Raw genomic sequence first — 21,073 nt, 5'->3', positions numbered from 1 at the left:
CTCCCCCTCATCCCCTGCTCGTCCTCGCCTCGTTCGCCCGCCCCACCTTGTCATTGCAGTTCGTGCAATGACAAACACCCCCGAACGTCTCATAGAGACGTGCCGTTGCAAACCGTGCAACGAATGCTCTCGTAAGCATCAATAAGTGCTAGATTCCATCTATTTTCATCGTTTTCGGTTGCATGAACTGCAACGAGAGCTAGGTTTAGACGCTTAATTGGCAGGCGCCATTGCATGGAATGCAGGCCTGTTGATTATCAAGAAACTGGGAATGGGAAAGTGAATGGAAAAGTAGTGAGTGCCACTCTCCATTCGGGAGCCAAATGATGATGTCGAAGTGCACGAACGAATAGGGTTAAGGATAATGAGGCAGATACGTGTACATGGGGAACGACATGATCAAAGAGCATTTTAAGCAAAACATAAACGGTCATGGCAATATATAACTGGCTGTAGACTGCATTAGAGCTCGTGCCAAAAAGGACGGGTACATTGACATGCTGCTTCACCCATCGAAAGAAAGTCTCAATTTGCCAACGAGCGCGGTAGAGCTCGGCGATTTGTTCGGCCGAACGTGTTAAATTGGTTGCCAAAATAACAGGGTTTCCTTTCGGATCCTGCAATTTGATAATTCGGTGGCGCTGCTTCGAACGTTTCGCATCCCTTCCAATTTGGCATGTGAAATCTTCCAAAATGGGAGAACCCACGGGTTTCTTCCCCTTACGGGGGCGAGGCTGATGGAATGTAGCGTTGTCTCTAATGCGAATAACAAACGATTGCCGCTCCTGGACATAGGTATCAAATCGAATGAATTTGGCATAAGCACGATCCGCAACGATGATGTAATCCGTATCCCGCAAGGCATCGCTACTAAGCAAATCCGGCCGATTGCCTGTGGTTTCTTCGATGCGGTGAGGTTGCCCTTGTGTTGGTTTGTACGCAACATGCAACTTGACCCCCGCACGTTCGCCTTTCAGCGGTGCCCAGGGCAGGCGGCCGGCTCCCACTGTAATTTTAGTTGAATCCAAGATCAATAGTTCCTTTGGCAAAGATAACTTGCGCTTAGCTTGCCGATTGCAATGACCAAGCAAGTAGTGCAGTAATTGCTTGAAAATCCCGAAGGGGACATCTCCAGCTTTTTTGGACACGGTAGAGTAACAGGTTTTCACCAAGTGACAGGCAGGGGCTCGCAAAGCCCCTTCGCGATAGCTTTTCCACTGGTCCGATGCCGCTTGAGCAAAAAACAAAAATAAGTCATAAACAGTGAATTTACGCCCTACTTCTCGATAACCAACCGAATTTGAAAAAGAATCCACAATTTCTTTCGGTAGTGCAGTTTGAACTAGCTGGCTGAACGTAGTAGACTTATTCATAAGATCGCCTCTTGGGGGTGGAGTGGGTGGTACTACCCATTACCCGAGAGTGCGGTCCTTTTACCATTTTCAGGTTAATCAACAGGCCTGCATGGAATGCAATGATACAATGAGGGTGTAGTGTACGGTGTGGTGTGACGTAGTTCGGTGTAGCGTAGCGCGGCTTGATCATAGTTACGTCGCAGTCCGACGTGCCGACGCGACGCGACGTGACGAAGCGCAGTGCGATACGCTTTTCAGCCCATTGGGTAAAATGCCCCTTGACATCGGGAAGGGGATTTCTGTAAGATGATGAACAAATCAAGCGATGACCAAAGACAGGATGCCCTATACGCGCTGCCCAGAGAGAGAAGCCTCGGCTGAAAGCTTCTCCAGCAACCGGTTGTGGCGTTACCCCTTTGCAGCTGTGGCGTTGAACCCGTCGATTGTGAAATCGCGGCAGTAAGCGGCACCGGCTAATCCCCGTTAGCGGATGCCAATAAGGTCCTTGCAGCAGCATTCGCGGCGTTTCTCGCCCGAAAGCATATCGCTAGAGGACGAATTAGGGTGGAACCACGAGCTGAACGCACTCGTCCCTTTCCGGGCGAGATGCGTTTTTTTGCGTTCAAAAATGTTCCGCTCAGCCCACTAAACAAAATGCTCAGAATGGAGGAAAACGCATGGAGATCAACGTAACGTTGCCAGATGGCGCAATCAGGAGGTATACGCAAGGAACAACCGTGGGAGAAGTCGCTTTGTCGCTGCATGCCAACTTATACAAAAATGCGGTCGCCGGCAAGCTCGACAACGAGCTGGTCGATCTGAATCGCCCCATCGAGCAAGACAGTGCCGTTGAGCTCGTGACGTTAGACAGCCAACTGGGACGCGATATTCATCGGCACAGCACGGCGCATGTTATGGCGCAGGCAATCAAGCGATTATTCCCCAACCAGAGCGTGAAGCTAGGCATCGGACCTGTTATCGAGGACGGCTTTTATTATGATATCGATATCGCGAAGCCGCTTTCCAGCGAGGATCTTGTTGCTATCGAATATGAGATGAATCACATTATCGGAGAAAATCTTCCGATCGTCCGCCGCGCCGTTAGCCGCGAGGAAGCCGTACAAACATTCGAGGAATGCGAGGAGCCGCTGAAGTTGGAGCTCATTCGCGATTTGCCAGCCGACGCGGTCATCACGATTTATGAGCAAGGCGAATTTTCCGACCTATGCAGGGGTCCCCACCTTCCCTCCACAGGGCGGATTAAAGCGTTCAAGCTGCTTCATGTGGCAGGCGCTTACTGGCGGGGCGATTCCAATAACAAGGTGCTGCAGCGCATTTACGGGACGGCTTTCCCGAAGAAAGCGCAGCTGGATGAGCATTTGCACCGGATCGAGGAAGCGAAGAAGCGCGATCACCGCAAGCTCGGCAAGGAGCTCGGCCTGTTCATGTTCTCCGAGGAAGCGCCGGGCATGCCGTTCTATCTGCCGAAGGGCATGGCCATTCGCAACGAGCTCGAGAGCTTTGCCCGCGAGATTCAACGGCTCCGGGCATACGCGGAGGTGCGCACGCCGCTCATGATGAACAATCGGATATGGGAGCAATCGGGGCACTGGGACCATTATAAGGACAACATGTACTTTACGCAGGTCGATGAGACGAAATTTGCGCTCAAGCCAATGAATTGTCCGGGGCATATGCTCATCTACAAAAACAGCCGGCATTCCTATCGCGAGCTCCCGATCCGGCTATCCGAATTCGGCCAAGTGCACCGCCATGAGTTTTCCGGTGCGCTAAGCGGCATGATGCGCGTTCGCACATTTTGCCAAGACGATGCGCATCTGTTCGTGCTGCCCAGCCAGATTGAAGAAGAAATCGGCCTCGTCATCGAGCTAATCGGGCATATCTATGACGTATTCGGCTTTGCATACAAAATCGAGCTATCTACGCGTCCAGACGACTATATGGGAGCGGAAGCGCTCTGGGACCAAGCGGAGCAGTCGCTCCAAAGCGTGCTCGACGCTCGCGGCATCGCGTATACGATTAACGAGGGCGACGGCGCTTTCTATGGGCCGAAAATCGACTTCCATATCCTCGATGCGCTGCAGCGAAGCTGGCAGTGCGGAACGATCCAGCTCGATTTTCAAATGCCGGAGAAATTCGACCTCACTTACATCGGCGAAGACAACCTGAAGCATCGCCCGGTCGTCATCCATCGCGCCGTATACGGCTCCATCGACCGGTTCATCGGCATCCTGACGGAGCATTATGCCGGCGCCTTCCCCCTCTGGCTCGCGCCCGTTCAGGCAAAGCTGCTGCCCGTATCCGATCAGTATCTGGACGATGCCTACGCCGTCAAGAAGCAGCTTGAGGAAGCTGGCATTCGTGCCGAGGTCGATGATCGCAACGAAAAGCTAGGCTACAAAATCCGCGAGGCGCAGCTTGAGAAAACGCCGTATATGCTCATCCTTGGCGAAAATGAACGGGGCAGCGGCAGCGTCTCGGTCCGCAAACGAAGCGGCGAGGAGCTGGGACCGCTTGCTGTACCGGCGCTTGCGGCCCTGCTGAAGGATGAAATAACGAAGCGCAGCTAGCATGAACTGGATCGAGGCTTGAGGCTTGGAGCCCGAGCGGTAATAGTAGTTGGATCTAGTTCGAGCAACTGCAAAAAAGCGCTCCGCCCGAGGGTTCAGGCACGAACGTTCTGACATCACTTCTCAAACCAGTCGAATATGCGATCAGCTCGAAGACTCGCTTGAGGTCGTTGAAATGCCGGATTCAAGCGAACGAGCCCTTCCATGCGGCAGCATGGCCGCGCCTTGTCACGATCTTAGCTGCATAGCGACTCGTGGGACGTATATCTTCATCCCATTCGTGTTCAGTCAAGGAGTTCGGTAGTCAAATTACCTCCTTCTTCTCTCAAGGGGATATTTTTTCACAATTGAGTCCGATTCGGTCTATTAGGTCAACAGCTGCCAGAAATTCAGCCTCACCCACCTCATTAACAGAAAACCACTGAATTGTTTTATCGATTCAGTGGTTTCATTCAAAGTATAGTCCAAGGTCACTGGAAATGAGGTAATATCTATTTTCGCCGGCAGGTCTGAAGTTGATCCTGTGTACTTATGCAGATCTTCTGGGAATCGCTCTCTATACTTTCGTTCAGGAAGCTTATTATTCCCAGTAATACATGCTGAGCCACAGCACCCGATAGGGTGCCCAGAGTGTCGAGAAAGTCCTACGGACTTTTCGGCACTTTTTTATTTTATATGGTGATTCTTGTCTTGTTGAAGAGAAACCGATTGAAACGCGATCTGAAATCAACATATTGGTGAGAAATTTCGGGACGTTTAGACCTTCATAAAAAACAAGAGGTTTCTCTACAACTCGAGGAGCACGTGGCTCCTAAATAAGAAAATTATTGCTCAGTTGATTGATCTTCATCTGCTGAAGCAATTAATTCAAATGGCAACGAATTTTTCATTTCACCTGGTAATACATCTAAAATAGTCCCACCTAATGCCTTCATTGTCTTCGGATTTCTTGCCATCCAGCCAATTGTTCGTACAGTAAAACTTTTGAACCAGCCTCCTTTAGTTAAGTTATTTATTTGCACCTTTAAGAATTTTATATCCTTATTAAGCTTCTTAATTTCATCTTCCAATTTCTCTTTATCAGCTATATCCTCGCTTAGTTTCTTCGCAAACCGAGCTTCTAACGCCGAAATTCGACCTTCAAGTTCTGCTGCTTCATCGACAGAAAACTTTTCGTTGCTGAAGCCTTTAACTAGCTCATTAATTACGTCTATTTGCGTATCTATGTAATCTCTATGCTCATTGAAAGCTCTCACAATAGGTAATGCTTTTAACTCAGCTTCAATGTATTCTACCCAAGTAAGTATATGATCAAAAAGCTCATCTGCTTTACCGAGTCTATCATTCTCTATCTCTAGCATTCTGCCGGGAGACATTTCAACTGTTACATAATTCGAGTACACTTCTGCAGTTAGAAACTTTGTATCGTCGTGACTATAGACAATCTCAATTTTAGGTCTTTTACCGCTTTCCGTAAAAAATGCATTTAGAGTAAAGTCATCACTTGATAGAAAATCCCCATTCATACTTTCCAATAAATCTTTTCTAAAAGTACTATTAATAGCCAACAAAATACCCCCCTCAATATATGGAATTAAATTCTATTATAACACTACTTTCCTTCAAAACCCAGATTAATTCTATCCCCGGTTAGCATGTCTAGAACTAAAACTGGAGCTGAAACTAGACAGAAACAACAGGAAGCACTCGAACCCCTGACGAAACAGGTGCTTCGAGTGCTTTTGCTTCTATCTTGCCAAATGAACGACGACCCCTAAGCCTTCTTCTTCTGCCGGCTATAAATATCCAAATACACCGCGAGCACGAGAATGCCGCCCTTGACGATATACTGCCAGAACGACTCCAGGTTCATCAGGCTCATGCCGTTGTCCAGGCTTGCCATAACGAGCGAGCCGATGATCGCGCCCGCAATCGTGCCGGTGCCGCCCATCAAGCTCGTGCCGCCGATGACGCATGCCGCGATGGCGTCCAGCTCATAGTTTTGCCCCGCGCTCATCGTAGCCGCGTTCAGGCGAGCCGTCAGCACCAGCGCCGCGACAGCCGCCAGCGTGTTGCACAGGACGAAGACGAGCAAAATGCGGCGTTTAATGTTAATGCCCGACAGCCGCGCCGCCTCAGGGTTGCCGCCGATCGCATAAATATGCCGGCCGAACGTCGTGTTGCGCGAGATGAAGGTAAACACCAGCGCCAGAACGATAACCATAACGAACGGAACCGGAATGCCTTTGTAACTATTCATCAAATAAACAAAGCCGATAATGAGCGCGCCAATCACGCCGAGGCGCAGCATGCTGACCGCAAACGGCTCAACCTCAAAGCCGAATTTGGCGCGAGCTCTCCGCTTGCGAATAATAAGAAGCCCCGCAACGATCAAGCCGATGATGCCGAAAACCCAGCCGATCACATCGCCGATGTACGATTGCCCAATCGATTTCAATGATGGCGTCAGCGGCGCAATCGTCACGCTTCCTGTCGTTCCGAACAATGCTCCGCGGAAAATGAGCATGCCGCCCAGCGTCACGATAAAGGCGGGTACAGCCCGATAAGCGATAATCCAGCCCTGCACAAAGCCGATTGCAGCTCCGGCGCCAAGCGTAGCCAGTATGACGGGAACGGTGCTCCATTCATACCAGACGTTCAGCATAGCGGTGATGCCGCCCGTAAAGCCGACAATCGAGCCGATCGACAGGTCGATCTGGCCAGCGACGATGACGAGCACCATCCCGATCGCGAGAATCGAGGTGACGGACATTTGCAGGAACAAATTCGATAAGTTCGTTGGCGATAGAAACCGGTCATGCAGCAGCGAGAACAAAATCCAGATTGACATTAACGCGCCGATCATCGTATACGCGCGCATATCGAATTTGAACCAATTCGGCCGCTGCTTCAGCCGGGCATGCTCTAATACCGTTTCTTGATTAACGCTCATATCCGATTACCTCCAGTGGCGGCCGCCATTATCAGCTCTTGCGTAGCCTCTTCCGCTTGGAACATGCCTGTCTGCTTGCCTTCGGCAATGACCATAATGCGATGGCTCATGCCCAGCAGCTCCGGCAGCTCCGACGAGATCATAATGATCGCGACGCCTTGGCTGACCAACTCATTCATAATGTTATAAATTTCGAATTTCGCTCCAACGTCTATCCCGCGCGTCGGCTCGTCGAGAATTAACACTTTCGGATTCGTCATAAGCCATTTGCCCAAAACGACCTTCTGCTGATTCCCCCCGCTGAGCGTTCCGACTACCGTCTCGACCGAGTTGGCTTTAATCCGCAGCGAGCTGAGGTAATGATTGCCGCTGACGGCTTCCTTGTAGTGGTTAATTACGCCGCCTGGCGCAATGCTGGAGAGGCTCGCCATACTCACATTGCTCTTGATATCCATGCCGAGCACGAGCCCGTATTTCTTGCGATCCTCCGAAACGAGCGCCAGCCCTTCGCGTATCGCCGCCCGCGTATCGCTCAGCTTGACCGGCTTGCCGTCGATCTCGACCTTCCCTTGCGACTTGCCCGCATAGGCGCCAAACAAGCTCATCACCAGCTCCGTTCGCCCTGCGCCCATCAACCCCGCGATGCCGAGAATCTCGCCTCGACGAACGTCGAATGAGAAGCTGTCGATCACTTTCTTACTCGGCTGGTTCGGGTTGATAACGGAATAATCCGATACGCGCAAGACAACCTCGCCCGGATTGGATGGCATACGCGGAAAACGCTCCTTCAGCTCGCGTCCAACCATCAGCGAAATGACCTTATCCTCGGTCAGCTCGCCGATCGGATACGTACCGATCGTCTGTCCATCACGCAGCACCGTGACGGTGTCTGCGATTGCGAACACCTCATTCAGCTTGTGCGAGATATAAATGCACGTCACGCCGCGCTTTTTGAAGTCCTGCAATATGTTCAGCAAAATCTCAACTTCCTGCTCCGTCAATGCCGCAGTCGGTTCGTCGAGAATGAGCAAATTTGCATTTTTGGACAGAGCCTTGGCGATCTCGATCTGCTGCTGCTTGCCAATCCCGAGCGTTCCGGTTTCTTGCTCCGGATTAACGTCTACCAGCCCGACCTCCCGCAGCCAATGCCCGCTCTCGTGGAAAACCTGCTCCCAATTGATGATGCCCCACTTCGCCGGCACCTTGCCAAGAAACAGGTTCTCGCCAACGGATAGATCCTTGGCCAGCGCAAGCTCTTGATAAATAATCGCGACGCCTGCCTGCTCGGCATCCTTGATCTGATGAAACTTCTTTTCTTCGCCATCGATGACGATCTGTCCCTCGTAGCTGCCATGCGGGTACAGCCCGCTGAGCACCTTCATCAGCGTCGACTTGCCCGCTCCGTTCTCCCCGCAGAGCGCATGCACCTCGCCCTTCTTAACCGTGAACGTGACGTTGTCGAGCGCTGTGACGCCTGGAAATCGCTTCGTAATATTACGCATCTCTAATGCGGCTGTCATCGGATTCGCCACCTCATCTATAAGAAGAGGGGGAAGCATGCGGGAATTCATTAGCCGCTTCTTCCCCCTCTTGCTCGTTCTTCTTGCTTATTTTACGTTTTTGTATACATCTTCCTTGGAGTGGAAGCCGTCTGCGATAATCGTCGCGTCGATGTTGCTCTTATCGACAGCAATTGGATCGAGCAGGACGGAAGGCACATCGATTTTGCCATTGTTCAGCTTCTTGTCTGCGCCTGGGTCTTCGCCTTTCGCCATCTTGACCGCCATCTGGGCAGCGATCTCCGCTTGCTTCTTGATCGGCTTGTAAACCGTCATCGCCTGCGTGCCCTCTACGATACGCTGCGCAGCAGCCAGCTCCGCGTCTTGGCCGGATACCGGAATTTTGCCTGCTAGGCCTTGTGCCGTCAGCGCTTGGATAACGCCGCCCGCCGTGCCGTCATTCGCTGCAATGACAGCGTCGATGCCATTGTTGTTCGCAGTCAGCGCATTTTCCATGTTCGCCAATGCATTAGCCGGGTTCCATTCCTTCGTCCATTGGTCGAATACGACTTGGATGTCGCCGCTGTCGATCAATGGCTGCAGCACGTTGAATGCGCCTTGCTTGAACAGATGCGCGTTGTTGTCCGTTTCCGAGCCGCCGATGTAAACGAATTTGCCTTTTGGCGCCAGCTTCAGGATCGCCTGCGCTTGCAGTTCGCCGACCTTCTCGTTGTCGAACGAAACGTACAGGTCAACATCGGAGTTTTTGATCAAGCGGTCATATGCGAGCACTTTAATGCCGGCAGCATGCGCCTTCTCGACGATTGCAGCCGTTGCTTCCGCGTTATGCGGAACGACGACGAGCAAGTCAACGCCTTGGCTGATCAGGTTTTCGGCTTGTGCGATTTGTTTGGCATCATCGCCGTTAGCCGCTTGAACCTCTACTTCGCCGCCAAGCCGCTCCACCTCTGCCTTGAAGAAGTCGCGGTCCTTCTGCCAGCGCTCTTCTTGCAGCGTATCGAGCGACAGCCCGATTACGATTTTCTTATCTCCTTTAACTTCCCCCTTGTCCTCCGTTGCGGTCGTCGTCTTAGCTGGCTCATCCGAGCTTTCTTTTTTGTCGTCGCTGCCGCATGCCGATAACGTAAACATCATCGTCAGCGCAAGTGCCATTACCCCGCTTTTCATCCATTTGGTTTTCATTTTCTTCTCTCCTTCTTCCTCTAAATGTAACTGCTTACATTTGAAATCTTACCATCTTCGAGAGAAGCTGATCGTGATAACAATCTGCAATCTTTTATGATCATCTGCACTTTTTGGAGAAGGAATCCGCCGTTACGAGTGAAGCACCATTTTGCGATATTCGCTTGGCGATGCCCCGCATATTTTTTTGAACACCTTGCTGAAATAATTCGGATCGTTGTAACCCACCTCGAACGTAATTTCCTTCATGCTGAGCTGGGGGTTCAGCATGAGCGCCTTCGCCTTATCGATGCGGCATTCCGTGAGGAAGTCGATGTAGTTGACGCCGAGCTGCTCTTTGAACATTTTGCTAATATAGTGCGGGCTAAGCTGTACCCGCTTTGCAATCGTTTCCAGCGAAATTTCCTCCTGGGAATGCTCTGCAATGTATTGCTTGATTTCCCCAACGATATCCGGCTCCAGCTTGCTGCGATGCCGGGTGAACGATTGAATAAGCTGATCGAGCACGCTCTGCGCCTCAGCGAGCATTTGATAATATTGCCTTGCCTGAAACGAGAACAACGGCCGTTCCGCCTCCACGCCAAGCTCCATCGCCGTGCGATAGACGATCCACAGCTGCTCCAGCACCGCCTGCCCGCAAGCGACCAAGCTCGCGCAGCTATGCTCGAAGCCGTCGACCAAGCGATGAATCGAGTGGCGAATGTCGTCCCACTGCCCGAGCCGAATCTGTTCGACCGTCTCCCGATCCATGCGCATGCGATCAAGACTCCCGATGCTGCTCGCCGGCTGTCGCAAATCCATATCCTCGTAGAAGCGATGGCGAGCGAGCAGCGATGCATCCGCCGTCGCCAGCAGCGCTTCGCGGAACGAGTGGCGAATGTCATTCAGCGAGTCGTATGGATTGCCGATGCCGATGAAGCCATCGTCGCCAATCGTTCGCTGCTGCAGCGTAAGCAGCTGCTGCACAAGCGAGGCAGCCTGCGCCCGAAACGACGTGCCCCATTGGCGAAAAATAATGATCGGCACCTGCCGCCCCGTCATCGCACCGACCCAGCCGCAGCCGAGCTCGCGCAGCTTCCATTTGATCGCGCTGTATGCTGTCTCTGCCGAACAATTTCCGAGCACGACCAGCAGAACGAATGCTTCCTTGGTCATATCGCTGCCGAGCATCGCCAGCATTTCCTCGATATGAACCTCCTGCACATGATCGTAGAGCAAGCCCGTTACAACGTCACACTCGATCAAAGGCATGACGCGGTGCAGCGTCTGCCGATCCTGCTTGATCTGGTCATCAAGCGCCCGCTCCTGCAGCAGCGAATCGATCGCTTTGCGAACGACCGCTACAATCTCGCTTGCCTTGCTCGGCTTAAGCAAATAATCGCTCACGCCAAGCTTGATCGCTTGCCGCGCATAATCGAACGCCTCATAGGCCGTCACCATGATGAACTTCATCGTTGGCTGGGCTTCCTTAATAAGCGCTACGGCTTCCAGCCCGCTCATGCCCGGCATCTTAATATCCATAAGAATAATGTCAGGTCTGAATGACTGTGCGAGCTCGACCGCAATCGCCCCGTTACGCGCAAGCTCGATCTGCGACTCCGGTATGCCATGGCGCAAAACCGCCCGCAGCCCTTCGCGCTCCAACGGCTCGTCATCAACGATTAACAACTTCAGCATCTCAGCAACCCTCCTAAGCGACTGGAATTTTCAACGTCACCTTCGTTCCTTGCTGCAATCCGCTATCGATCTCGAGCACATCCTCCACGCCGGTAAACAGCCGCAGGCGCTTGACGACATTGCTGAAGCCGATGCCCGTCGAATGTCCCTGCGCGTTTCCCCGCTCCTGCGGCTGCTCCTCCAGCATCCGCTGTACTTGCTCCGGCGCCATGCCTGCGCCGCTATCCTCAATTTCAATTCGCACCCGTTCACCGTCCTCGGATAAAATGCGGAATACGATGGTCCCCCCTTCCTCAAGCGGTTCAACCGCATGGATGACGGCATTCTCGATGATCGGCTGAAGCGTTAAGCAAGGCAGGTGAACATGGAGCCAGCGCTCATCGACCTGCTGAACGAACCGCAGACGATCCGCGAAGCGCGCCTGCTGGATTTCGATATATTTTAAAACAACATTCACCTCCTCTCGCAGCGTGACGGATCGGTCTAGACGCCGCAAGTTATACCGGAGAAGTCCCGCAACGTTCGCAATCAAATCGCTCGTCTCCAGCGAGCCCTCCAAATAAGCTTTCTTTGAGAGCGTGTCGAGCGTATTGAATAAAAAATGCGGGTTTATCTGGCTCTGCAGACTCCGCAGCTGGCTTTCCTTCAGCAGCAGCTTGCTTTCCTTCAGCTCCAGCTCCAGCTGCGCGGTACGGTGGATTTCCGAAATAAGATCATTAATATTGATTCGCATTCGGTCGAACGTACGGGCGAGGAACGAGATTTCATCATTGGAATGCACCTCGATGCGCTGCTCGAACTTGCCGCGAGCCAGCTCTCTTGCCGCAACGGTCAGCTTGTGGATCGGCATCGTTATGCTGCGCGAGAACCAGTAGGCGAATAGAAGCAGCGTAACAGTGATGAAGGTGAGCAGCCAGACGCCAAGCCGCTTGAGCTCCGTACTCTGCGCCATGATGCTGCGGTAGAAATGGTCATAGGTTTTGAGATCCTTATCGATCAGCGACAGCGTCGTCTCCACAATATAGTTGTGAATGCGGGTCGCTTCCTCGAATCGCGCAGCTGAGAACTCATTGTTTTTCTGGTCATGGAACATGACGGATCGGTTCTCCGCCTCGACCAGACTTTCGATCATGTGCATGTAATTCGTGAGGGTGAAGCCGTTGTCGGCTGTGCGAAGCTTGGCAATTTCGTTGTTTGCTTGCAAAATTCGCTCTGTGGTGACGTGGAACGCATCGAGGGTATTGGCAGTGGGCTGCAGCAGATAAACATTCAGGCTGGCGATCGTCTGCTGGCTGAGGTTGGTCATTTCATTCATGCGCAGGTAACGCTGCAGCACTTCATTGTACTGCTCCTGCGTCTTCTGATTATAGTAGGTCAGGACGACCCATATGATGGCCATAATAAAAAGAACGATGACGGAGAGCGACATAATTTTGCGCTGGATGCTGTTCATTCCGCCTCCCCCGCCCGCAGTACGCGAACTTGCGTAAAATAGCCGTCCGGATTCAGCGGTACGACCTTGCCGTCCAGCCATTCGGTCATCAGCTTCACGCTTAGCTCGCCCATCAGCTCGGGCGATTGCGCGACTAAAGCATCGATCTTGCTCTGCTTGAGCAGCGTCATCGTCTCGGGGCTATCATCGAAGGCGTAAATATAATAGGGCTCGACCCGCGAGCGCTTCTCGATTTCTTGAATGATGATGCTGGCGTGATTGGCGGCAACCGCGATGAACGCCTTGGCGTCGGGCTGCGTGTTCAACAGATCGTCCGTTGCGGATACGACCGCATCCTTCTCATCACCGGAAGCGACGATCTCCGTCTTCACCTGCGGATACGCTTTCAATACTTCCAATATGCCTTTCAAGCGCGAGCGCTGGTAATCCTCCTGACGATCGGACACCATGAGCACGACTTTGCCGGAGGAGCCCATATCCTCGATCAGCTGGCGCGCGATCATTCGCCCGGCTGCCAGATGGTCCGAGCCTACATAGGTGCGGCGCAGGCTGTCGTTCATCGGCACATCATTAGCCACGGTCAAAATCGGAATGCCGCTGCCGGCTGCTTTGATTTTGGTCAAATATGTAAATTCCGGCGTGTTAAGGCCCTGTACGATAATGCCGTCTACCTTGGATGCGATCGCGATTTCAATCTGCTTCAGAAACTCCTTCCGGTCCGAGCTGTACGTTCCCCACATCTCGAGGCTTGCGCCCCGCTGGGCAGCGGCGGATAAGGCACCCTTCTTCACCTGCAGCCAGAAAGGCGTGTCGAGCTCCTGCGTAATGACGACAAGCCGATAGGCGCGAGAGTCGGCCTCTGCCGCCAGCTCCTGCCCCGGCACGGGCAAGTCGGAGGCAAACAGCTTGTAAGCCGCATGCAGCGTAAAATAAAACAAGATTAAGAAGCCAATCGATAGCGCAGCAATCGCCAATTGGCGCATGCCTGTCATTCCCCCAGTCGTTAGGTAAATCCAACCAATTGACATCATCTTAATGCTTTCCCGCGATATTGCCAAGCATGAAAATAGTTGGAAGACTGGCGGGTGTGGCGCAGCGTGCGCCTCATTGCATCTGATGCAACGGCAGCCGCTTGTCCCGTGCAGCGAAGGGGCTATCGTTGCATTTTGTGCAGCGAGAAATGTGGGTGAAGCGCTGATTACGCGCTGTTTGCACAAAAAGGCGATTTGTCATTGCAGCACTTGCAACGACACCCATGAGCAGCGCCGCCCATTCGCCGTTTCGTTGCACAAACTGCAACGGGAGCGCGATGCGTCGGCGTTCGCTAGGGGCTATGAGTTAGTGGGGATAGAGCAGCGTGCGCCTCATTGCATCTGATGCAACGGCAGCCGCTTGTCCCGTGCAGCGAAGGGGCTATCGTTGCATTTTGTGCAACGAGAAATGCTGTTAGAGCGCTGATTCCACGCTGTTTGCACAAAAAGGCGATTTGTCATTGCACCACTTGCAACGACACCTAGGAGCAGCGCCGCCCATTCGCTGTTTCGTTGCACAAACTGCAATGGGAGCGCGATGCGTCGGCGTTCGCTGAGGGATATGAGTTAGTGGGGATAGAGCAGCGTGCGCCTCATTGCACTGATGCAACGGCAGCCGCTTGTCCCATGCAGCGAAGGGGCTATCGTTGCATTTTGTGCAACGAGAAATGCTGTTAGAGCGCTGATTCCACGCTGTTTGCACAAAAAGGCGATTTGTCATTGCACCACTTGCAACGACACCTGCAAAACGACCGCGAACTCTTTGCGGAAGCCTGCCTGCTGCTCATCTTCAATGCGAGGAATGCTCCTCGCCGCTCTGTCCGCTGCGCACCTATTATTGCGGTGTCTCCCATGTTTCGATCGAAGGATTGGCTGAGCATCCTATCATCCCCGCCGACGCGACGCCCCCTATCCGAACGAAGGCATACGCCAGCAAAATCGACGCCCTCTTCTCGATGATGCATGAGGAGTCGACCGCCCAGCGCGAAGGGCATGAGATCATTTGCGAGCATCTACTGACCGCGCTTATCACCATTATTCAGCGCATTGTCCAGATTGACGTAACTGACGCAAGCGATCGCGATACGCTGGCTGTCCAGATCAAGGATTTTTTGGACCGGAGCTTCTTGAAGCATCTGCAATTAAAAGATATCGCCCAAGCGTTCCACATGAACGCCTATTATCTCTCTCACGTTTTCAAGGACAAGTATAACGACTCTCCATTAACTACATGCTTCAACGACGAATGGGCGAGGCGAAGCGGCTGCTCGTCAACACGAATCTCAAGGTCGGCGGGATCGCCCGGCTGCTGGGCTACGAGAATGCGAACTATTTTACGATCCACTTCACCAAAACGATGAGGGAACCGCCGACGCAGTACAAGAAGAACGAAAAGCGCGAGCGCGTGAACTTGTTTGAATCGCGTTAGCCAGCCAATTTTCTCCCAATATATGACTCGGCAACCGGTCTCCCCTGTAGTAAAATAGAGGTCTCATCATGCTAGGACAAGGGGTTGACTTCATTCATGTTATCGATTCTTGGCTGGCTCTTCTTCCCGTACATCATGCTAATCCTTCGATGGCGGCGACTGAACAAGCTTGCGCGCGTAGCCGGGACCGTGTGGGCGATTATTGCGCTGCTCATTGTCATTGGCTCGCTAGCGAATCCTGATCAGCCCGCGCCTAACGCGGCCCTTGATGGGAAATATGACGTAAAGCTCGCATTTCCCGCTGACCGTTATCCCGAGACAGCCGATCACATCCACGATGCGATCGCCAATGGCGAGTCAGCCATCTGTACGATTGATCGAGATGAGGCAAAATCGCATCGAGAAGCTTCGCTGGCAGGCATTCCGACCAAAAAAGGATACGATCGCGACGAATGGCCGATGGCGATGTGCGCGGAAGGCGGCGCAGGTGCCGACATACGCTACGTCACGCCAAGCGACAATCGCGGCGCAGGCTCTTGGATCGGCAACCAGCTCGACGAGCTCGCTGACGGAACGCGGGTCCTCATCGTGTTGGAGGGCGGCAAAGGCAAGGACATCCATTCAACGGTGAACGATAGCCTGACCGTCAAGAAAGATGCCGGCAAAGTAGGCGTAAACGAGCCTGCGCAAGCCAGCTTGGTGGACAAAGGGAAGTCCGCAACAACGACGGCTCCATCGCAGGATACTGGCACCGCCAAGCATGATCCCGCGGACAAGCCTGCCACCACGCAGCCTGCTGGAAGCACCAATGCGCAGGCAACGGATAAATCGGCCAGCAAGCCGCAAACGGAGACGCAAAGCAAGCCCCTCGCCACCAAGCCTTCCGTTGAGCAGCAGCCTGCGAAGCCAGCGGTTAGCGAGCAACCGTCAGTCAGCTACCGCAACTGCACGGCAGTCCGCGCAGCGGGCGCAGCTCCGCTATACGAGGGCGATCCCGGCTATAGCCGCAAGCTCGATCGAGACGGCGATGGCGTTGCTTGCGAGTAACGCCTCTTTACGCCGCGATAGCTTCACTTCCATGACAAAAGGGCCGATGCGCATGCATCGGCCCTTTTGTGTCTTCTATTCCTCTCCATCAAGCCCGCTAAACCAATGCCTCCGAGTCGTACGCTTCCCTGGCGTGCTGAACCTCGGCGAAATGAACGTTAGCCCATTCTGTTAACTGCCTCATGTACGGAATCAACGATTCCCCAAGCAGCGTCAGCTTGTATTCGACAACGGGCGGAACCGAGGGCGTCACTTTTCGGCTGATTAAACCGTCCCGTTCGAGTTGCTTTAAGGTCTGGGTCAGCATTTTCTGCGAGATGCCCGCTATCCGCCTCTTGATCTCTCCGTATCGAATCGTGCCATCCTCAAGGGCATAAATAACCAGCGCCGTCCATTTGTTCGAAATGATTTCAAGAACATGGGAGTAGCTGCAAACCGTCAAGGAAATATCCGGTTCCCTCATATTCCCGTCCCCTCCTTGCGCACCTTTTTGTTCGTTACCGACCTAAAAGTGCCGTCTTACCTGATTGTAGATCAAGCCATATGATAAGTCTATTCCATCGTTAAGGAGAGATGTACAATGAAAGCCTATGTCATTCAAGGGGGCTTCGGCCTTGAACACGTCGTCGAAGTGAATCGAGAAATCCCAAGCCCAAAGCGCGGCGAAGTGCTCATCCGATTGAAGGCCGTTTCGCTTAATTCGCGGGATATTGGAGTGATCGAGGGGTTTTACAACCCCCATCTGAACACGCCGCTTATTCCCGTATCCGACGGGGTTGGTGAAGTTGTTGCGCTAGGCGAGGACGCAACGAAATTTCAGCTGGGGGAACGCGTGAGCGGGATCTTTACGCAAAGCTGGAAAATGGGCGAAGCGACGCAAGAGAACTGGGGCTCTACGTTGGGAAGTCCGCTCGACGGCATGCTTGCGGAATATGCTGTACTGCCTGAGGAAGGACTCGTTCGCGTTCCTGACTACCTGACCGATGCCGAAGCAGCAACCCTCCCCTGCGCGGGCGTAACGGCATGGCATGCAATTGTCGAGGCAGGCAGTATTAAAGCAGGCAATACCGTAGTCGTTCAAGGCACGGGCGGCGTTTCCTTGTTTGCCCTGCAATTCGCCAAGCTTCAAGGGGCCAAGGTCATCGTCACTTCCAGCAGCGATGAGAAGCTCGAGCGCGCCAAGGCGCTGGGTGCAGACTTTGGAATCAATTACAAGAAAAATACACAGTGGGACGAAGCTGTTCTGGCCTATACCGATGGTATCGGCGCTGATCACATCGTCGATCTCGGGGGGAGCGAGACCTTAAACCGCTCGCTATCGGCATTAAAGGTTGGCGGGCAAATCAGTATCGTAGGCTTGCTATCGGGCTCCAGCGTCGAAGGATTGGATCTCATCGCTGCCATCATTCGCAAGGCACGGCTGCAAGGGATTAATGTCGGAAGCCGCGCAATGTTTGAACATATGAACGTTGCACTCCAGCACCACCGCTTGCATCCTGTCGTTGACCGCGTCTTCCCTTTCTCGCAAGCAGTGGAGGCTCTTCGGCACCTGGCTACCGGCTCGTATTTCGGGAAAATTTGCATAACGTTTTGAATGAGAAAAGCTGTCTCCCCGACCGGATTGCGATCGGAAAGACAGCTTCTTGCTGCAATGGGGCTTAGCCCATCATCGACTCTTTGGCTGCAAATTCTTGCTCGGTCGTACTCGTGCTCGTCTTCGGCTTTCGTATCGTCAGACCTAACAAAAGTCCAACGACTGCGAGTCCCGCCAGCATAAGGTACGTATCGTGAAAGGCTTTCGCGATTGCATCCGGCATCGGCTTGAGCCCTTCCGCAACATGATGATTTGTCCGGCTGACGATGATCGTCGTTAATCCGGCGACGGCAAAGGAGGTGACAACCTGCTGGGTTGCACTTGTCAGTGAAGTGACGCGGCTGACCAGATTAGCTGGCGCCGATTGGATAAGAAACGTATTCAGCGGCAAGAACGACAGCCCCATGCCCATCCCGAGCAGCGCGCGCGGCAGGAAGAACGCCCATGCGCTCTGATCCGGGGTAATGCGCGAAACCAAATAAGCGCCGGTCGCTACGAGAATCATCCCCACAATGACGAGCGGTCGTGCGCCGATCCGGTCATACAAGCGTCCGCCGAAAGGCATGAATAAGGCAGCGGCAAGCGCCTGCGGCAATGACCACATGCCCGAATGAAACGCGCTCATGCCCATAATTCGCTGCATGAAATAAGGGATTAGGAAGATCACGCCGAACATGGCAAACTGCAATACCCATTGAATGATAATGCCGCGCGTAAACAGCATCGATCGGAAAACGCGCAGCTCCAGCAGCGGCTGGCCTTTGCGCGTCAGCTCGACTGCGATGAAGGCGCCCAGCGCAACAGCGCCGATCGCAAGGCCGATGATCGTTTTGTCCGATGTCCAGCCAGCTCCGCCCTCGCTAATGCCATAAGATAAACCGGCAAAGGCGAGCGGCCCTAGCACGATGCCCCATTTGTCCAGCCCGCTTGAAGCGTTCTTCGGCAGATTTGGCAGCTGCCATACGCAAAGCACAAGCCCGATAATGCCCACTGGCACGTTAATATAGAAGATCCAATGCCAGCTCACGTAATCGACCAGATAGCCTGCAAGCATCGGTCCAAGCGCAGGCGCGAGCAAAATCGGAATGCCCATCATCCCCATGATGCTGCCGGCTTTCTCCGGCGGGCTCATGCGGAACGTCATCGCAAAAGCAATCGGCATAACCATTCCGCCGCCTAAACCTTGCAGCACGCGGAACAAAATGAGCTGCTCGGCTGTTGTCGCCACTGCGCACAAGACCGAACCGAGCGTAAATAACACTAACGAAATAACAAAAATTCGCTTCGCTCCGAATTGATCGGACATCCAGCCCGCGAGCGGAATAACGGCTGCCTGCGCGAGCGCGTAGCCCGTAATGGTCCACTGTACAACCGTTAATGAACGATGAAAATCGTCCACAAAGACTGGAAGCGCGACATTCACGGCAGTCGTATCCAAGATAACCATGAACATTCCAACGATAATTGCGATCAACGGCCCAATTAATTGACGCGTTGACAAGACGAATGATTGCTCTGAAGCTTGTGCTGCCATACTGCCTCCTTCTGCGATCCCGCATGTTCGGGTCTCATTCTTTCTCACCATCGATGTGAGTTTATCGCATTAGGATAAATTTAGCAATATATCATAATTAAGATAGCGCTACCATCGAAAATACGCTGCTTCCTCTCTTATTGCTTCCTACGCCGGGGCCGGCCGCTTGAAAAAAGCAACGGTCCGCGTACCCGAAGGCAAGACGGATACAAGCTCCCAGCCGTATCGCCCCCAGTGGGCAAGCGCCGCATCAAGCGTCCAGCTGGATACTTGCCCATCGTCTCCTAGCTGCAAGCAATCGCTAATCGCTACATCAGTCGCATACTCCCAGCGAGGGACATCCTTCCCCTGTCCGGCGAGCTCCGTTTCCGACAACCGCTCCTCCGGCATATCCCAACGCTCGCGCGTTGCGGCGTTAGCCAAAGCTGCTATAATCTCCTCCCGCTCGGTTACGTCCAGAGCGAGAAAACGAGGCGCGCGCGGGAGCCTGAACGAACGATGGGAATGGTAGATTTGCAAGATCAACGTTCCTAGCGGCTCTCCCTCCTCCGAAGCTATCACGTACCAGGCGCACCGTTCCCGTTCCTCGGGCGGACCCCAGTTCTCGATCGAATCGCGCCGGTTAAACCCGCCTTTGATCATCCAGCCTTGCAATGCCAGCTGCTCGACGATCGGCGGCATAAAGCGCTGAATCCATACGCCGTAAGCGCGGTCCCCCCATTGCTTGAACATCTCCTCCCATTCCGCCCGTTGCTCCTCGTAGACCTCTCTCCATGCGGTCGACAGCGCCTGCTGGGCGGCTCGAACAATCGCCTTCATCACCTTCGGGTTTCCATCATCGTGCATCTGAATGCCTCCAATATACATTTAATTTAACAATAGTAAATTATAATTTAATACCGTTAGATTAATTCCTTATGCTATAATTGTCAATACCAAAATCAACGGAGGTTGGCGCATGGCCAGACGACGCATCTATCCCTCTCCTGCATCGACACCGCTCATCGAACAACAAGAGCCGCTGCACACGCCGCTTGATCGTGAACGGATTATTAACACGGCATTAGAACTGCTTCGTACGGAGGAGCTGGCGAACATCAGCATGCGGCGAATCGCCGATGCTCTCGGCGTGAAAGCCGCCGCCCTCTATTATCATGTCAAAGACAAGGATCAGCTTCTCCACGGATTAGCGGAACAAATCAGCAAGCAAATTCCGTTTCCCGATGCGAGCTTAGCGTGGCGGGATCAATTAGCGCTGTGGGCGAGCAGCTTCCGCCATACGCTGAATCAATATCGGGACGCCGTTACGATCATGGGCGCCACGATTGCAGGAAGCCCGACTCGTCTCGCGCATATTGAATATCTGTACCGCGTCTTATTCGAAGCCGATTTTCCGGACGCCCGAATCCCCTGGCTGGCTGCTATGGTGAAAAACTTTATTATGGGGTTTGCCGATGAGGAGCGCAGGCTGCTCGATCGCGCTTCTGACAATGGCGAAACGATGGAGGAGATGAGCGAAGACTATGCCGATCGGTTTCAATCCCTCCCGCAGGACCAATATCCGCATGTCATCCGTCTGGCGTCCATCACGACAGCTCCCGATTTGGATGCTGAATTCGCCTTTGGCCTCGGCGTGCTGCTTGACGGCTTCGAAGCTTCCCGCCAATAACAACAAAAGCTGCCCTAAAAGCCATTGCTAGCAGGCTT

16 protein-coding genes and 1 pseudogene are annotated in these 21,073 nt (G+C 53.2%); 6 read left to right on the top strand and 11 right to left on the bottom strand.

Annotated features, from left to right (window positions below; all coding sequences use genetic code 11):
* Positions 1-257: 257 nt before the first annotated feature.
* A complete protein-coding gene (locus tag PAECUDRAFT_RS00580) occupies positions 258-1,373 on the bottom strand; it encodes an IS4 family transposase (protein ID WP_006036135.1) in 1,116 nt (371 codons plus the stop codon).
* Between the two features lie 659 nt (positions 1,374-2,032).
* On the opposite strand from PAECUDRAFT_RS00580, the gene thrS reads away from it, so the two are divergent.
* Positions 2,033-3,946 carry a threonine--tRNA ligase gene (thrS, locus tag PAECUDRAFT_RS00575; RefSeq protein WP_006036133.1) on the top strand — a complete coding sequence of 638 codons (1,914 nt, stop codon included), beginning with the start codon at positions 2,033-2,035 and terminating at the stop codon, positions 3,944-3,946.
* A gap of 824 nt (positions 3,947-4,770) precedes the next feature.
* On the opposite strand, the gene PAECUDRAFT_RS00570 is transcribed toward thrS, so the two are convergent.
* From PAECUDRAFT_RS00570 to PAECUDRAFT_RS00540, 7 genes are all read right to left on the bottom strand, one after another.
* Positions 4,771-5,514 (bottom strand): hypothetical protein, encoded by a 744-nt coding sequence (locus PAECUDRAFT_RS00570; protein ID WP_040710514.1) that lies wholly within the window; start codon positions 5,512-5,514, stop codon positions 4,771-4,773.
* Positions 5,515-5,720: 206 nt separating this feature from the next.
* A complete protein-coding gene (locus tag PAECUDRAFT_RS00565; protein ID WP_006036131.1) occupies positions 5,721-6,899 on the bottom strand; it encodes a sugar ABC transporter permease in 1,179 nt (392 codons plus the stop codon).
* Positions 6,896-8,419 (bottom strand): xylose ABC transporter ATP-binding protein, encoded by a 1,524-nt coding sequence (locus tag PAECUDRAFT_RS00560; RefSeq protein ID WP_040711182.1) that lies wholly within the window; start codon positions 8,417-8,419, stop codon positions 6,896-6,898. Before PAECUDRAFT_RS00560 ends, PAECUDRAFT_RS00565 begins: the two co-directional genes overlap by 4 nt.
* Before the next feature lie 87 nt (positions 8,420-8,506).
* A complete protein-coding gene (gene xylF / locus PAECUDRAFT_RS00555; RefSeq protein ID WP_006036129.1) occupies positions 8,507-9,601 on the bottom strand; it encodes a D-xylose ABC transporter substrate-binding protein in 1,095 nt (364 codons plus the stop codon).
* A gap of 132 nt (positions 9,602-9,733) precedes the next feature.
* Positions 9,734-11,278, bottom strand: coding sequence for a response regulator (locus PAECUDRAFT_RS00550; RefSeq protein ID WP_006036128.1), 1,545 nt, complete (start codon positions 11,276-11,278; stop codon positions 9,734-9,736).
* A 13-nt stretch (positions 11,279-11,291) separates the two neighbouring features.
* Complete coding sequence (locus PAECUDRAFT_RS00545) at positions 11,292-12,731, bottom strand: sensor histidine kinase (protein ID WP_006036127.1); 1,440 nt, start codon at positions 12,729-12,731, stop codon at positions 11,292-11,294.
* Complete coding sequence (locus PAECUDRAFT_RS00540; RefSeq protein ID WP_233516702.1) at positions 12,728-13,762, bottom strand: substrate-binding domain-containing protein; 1,035 nt, start codon at positions 13,760-13,762, stop codon at positions 12,728-12,730. The genes PAECUDRAFT_RS00545 and PAECUDRAFT_RS00540 overlap by 4 nt, the downstream gene beginning before the upstream one ends.
* Before the next feature lie 1,231 nt (positions 13,763-14,993).
* On the opposite strand from PAECUDRAFT_RS00540, the gene PAECUDRAFT_RS00535 reads away from it, so the two are divergent.
* The 3 genes and pseudogenes from PAECUDRAFT_RS00535 to PAECUDRAFT_RS26050 all read left to right on the top strand — a co-directional run bounded on the left by PAECUDRAFT_RS00535 (position 14,994) and on the right by PAECUDRAFT_RS26050 (position 16,238).
* Positions 14,994-15,191, top strand: coding sequence for a helix-turn-helix domain-containing protein (locus PAECUDRAFT_RS00535; RefSeq protein ID WP_006036125.1), 198 nt, complete (start codon positions 14,994-14,996; stop codon positions 15,189-15,191).
* A 135-nt stretch (positions 15,192-15,326) separates the two neighbouring features.
* Positions 15,327-15,788: pseudogene (locus PAECUDRAFT_RS26055) on the top strand (NucA/NucB deoxyribonuclease domain-containing protein); the annotation flags it as partial.
* Complete coding sequence (locus tag PAECUDRAFT_RS26050) at positions 15,780-16,238, top strand: excalibur calcium-binding domain-containing protein (RefSeq protein ID WP_233516711.1); 459 nt, start codon at positions 15,780-15,782, stop codon at positions 16,236-16,238. The pseudogene PAECUDRAFT_RS26055 and the gene PAECUDRAFT_RS26050, both read left to right, overlap by 9 nt.
* Positions 16,239-16,335: 97 nt before the next feature.
* Here the strand turns inward: PAECUDRAFT_RS26050 and PAECUDRAFT_RS00525 are convergent, their stop codons facing one another.
* Positions 16,336-16,701, bottom strand: a complete 366-nt coding sequence (locus PAECUDRAFT_RS00525) for a winged helix-turn-helix transcriptional regulator (protein ID WP_006036123.1) — start codon at positions 16,699-16,701, stop codon at positions 16,336-16,338.
* A gap of 117 nt (positions 16,702-16,818) precedes the next feature.
* On the opposite strand from PAECUDRAFT_RS00525, the gene PAECUDRAFT_RS00520 reads away from it, so the two are divergent.
* Positions 16,819-17,832 (top strand): zinc-dependent alcohol dehydrogenase family protein, encoded by a 1,014-nt coding sequence (locus PAECUDRAFT_RS00520; protein ID WP_006036122.1) that lies wholly within the window; start codon positions 16,819-16,821, stop codon positions 17,830-17,832.
* Between the two features lie 64 nt (positions 17,833-17,896).
* Here the strand turns inward: PAECUDRAFT_RS00520 and PAECUDRAFT_RS00515 are convergent, their stop codons facing one another.
* Positions 17,897-19,366: a DHA2 family efflux MFS transporter permease subunit gene (locus PAECUDRAFT_RS00515; protein WP_006036121.1), complete on the bottom strand. Its 1,470-nt coding sequence runs from the start codon at positions 19,364-19,366 to the stop codon at positions 17,897-17,899.
* 147 nt (positions 19,367-19,513) lie between these two features.
* Positions 19,514-20,212, bottom strand: coding sequence for a DUF6022 family protein (locus PAECUDRAFT_RS00510; protein ID WP_006036120.1), 699 nt, complete (start codon positions 20,210-20,212; stop codon positions 19,514-19,516).
* Between the two features lie 112 nt (positions 20,213-20,324).
* On the opposite strand from PAECUDRAFT_RS00510, the gene PAECUDRAFT_RS00505 reads away from it, so the two are divergent.
* Positions 20,325-21,035 (top strand): TetR/AcrR family transcriptional regulator C-terminal domain-containing protein, encoded by a 711-nt coding sequence (locus PAECUDRAFT_RS00505; protein WP_006036119.1) that lies wholly within the window; start codon positions 20,325-20,327, stop codon positions 21,033-21,035.
* Positions 21,036-21,073: the final 38 nt, after the last annotated feature.

The sequence above is a fragment of the Paenibacillus curdlanolyticus YK9 genome (assembly GCF_000179615.1).
Lineage (GTDB): Bacteria > Bacillota > Bacilli > Paenibacillales > Paenibacillaceae > Paenibacillus_T > Paenibacillus_T curdlanolyticus.
This window is presented reverse-complemented; position numbering and strand designations above follow the sequence as displayed.

Coding starts and splice junctions, on each gene's coding strand:
- PAECUDRAFT_RS00550 (WP_006036128.1), bottom strand. CDS start 11,278: ATGCTGAAGTTGTTAATCGTTGATGACGAGCCGTTGGAGCGCGAAGGG.
- PAECUDRAFT_RS00510 (WP_006036120.1), bottom strand. CDS start 20,212: ATGCACGATGATGGAAACCCGAAGGTGATGAAGGCGATTGTTCGAGCC.
- PAECUDRAFT_RS00535 (WP_006036125.1), top strand. CDS start 14,994: ATGCTTCAACGACGAATGGGCGAGGCGAAGCGGCTGCTCGTCAACACG.
- PAECUDRAFT_RS00515 (WP_006036121.1), bottom strand. CDS start 19,366: ATGGCAGCACAAGCTTCAGAGCAATCATTCGTCTTGTCAACGCGTCAA.
- PAECUDRAFT_RS00580 (WP_006036135.1), bottom strand. CDS start 1,373: ATGAATAAGTCTACTACGTTCAGCCAGCTAGTTCAAACTGCACTACCG.
- xylF (WP_006036129.1), bottom strand. CDS start 9,601: ATGAAAACCAAATGGATGAAAAGCGGGGTAATGGCACTTGCGCTGACG.
- PAECUDRAFT_RS00545 (WP_006036127.1), bottom strand. CDS start 12,731: ATGAACAGCATCCAGCGCAAAATTATGTCGCTCTCCGTCATCGTTCTT.
- PAECUDRAFT_RS00505 (WP_006036119.1), top strand. CDS start 20,325: ATGGCCAGACGACGCATCTATCCCTCTCCTGCATCGACACCGCTCATC.
- PAECUDRAFT_RS00560 (WP_040711182.1), bottom strand. CDS start 8,419: ATGACAGCCGCATTAGAGATGCGTAATATTACGAAGCGATTTCCAGGC.
- PAECUDRAFT_RS00520 (WP_006036122.1), top strand. CDS start 16,819: ATGAAAGCCTATGTCATTCAAGGGGGCTTCGGCCTTGAACACGTCGTC.
- PAECUDRAFT_RS00525 (WP_006036123.1), bottom strand. CDS start 16,701: ATGAGGGAACCGGATATTTCCTTGACGGTTTGCAGCTACTCCCATGTT.
- PAECUDRAFT_RS00565 (WP_006036131.1), bottom strand. CDS start 6,899: ATGAGCGTTAATCAAGAAACGGTATTAGAGCATGCCCGGCTGAAGCAG.
- PAECUDRAFT_RS00540 (WP_233516702.1), bottom strand. CDS start 13,762: ATGATGTCAATTGGTTGGATTTACCTAACGACTGGGGGAATGACAGGC.
- thrS (WP_006036133.1), top strand. CDS start 2,033: ATGGAGATCAACGTAACGTTGCCAGATGGCGCAATCAGGAGGTATACG.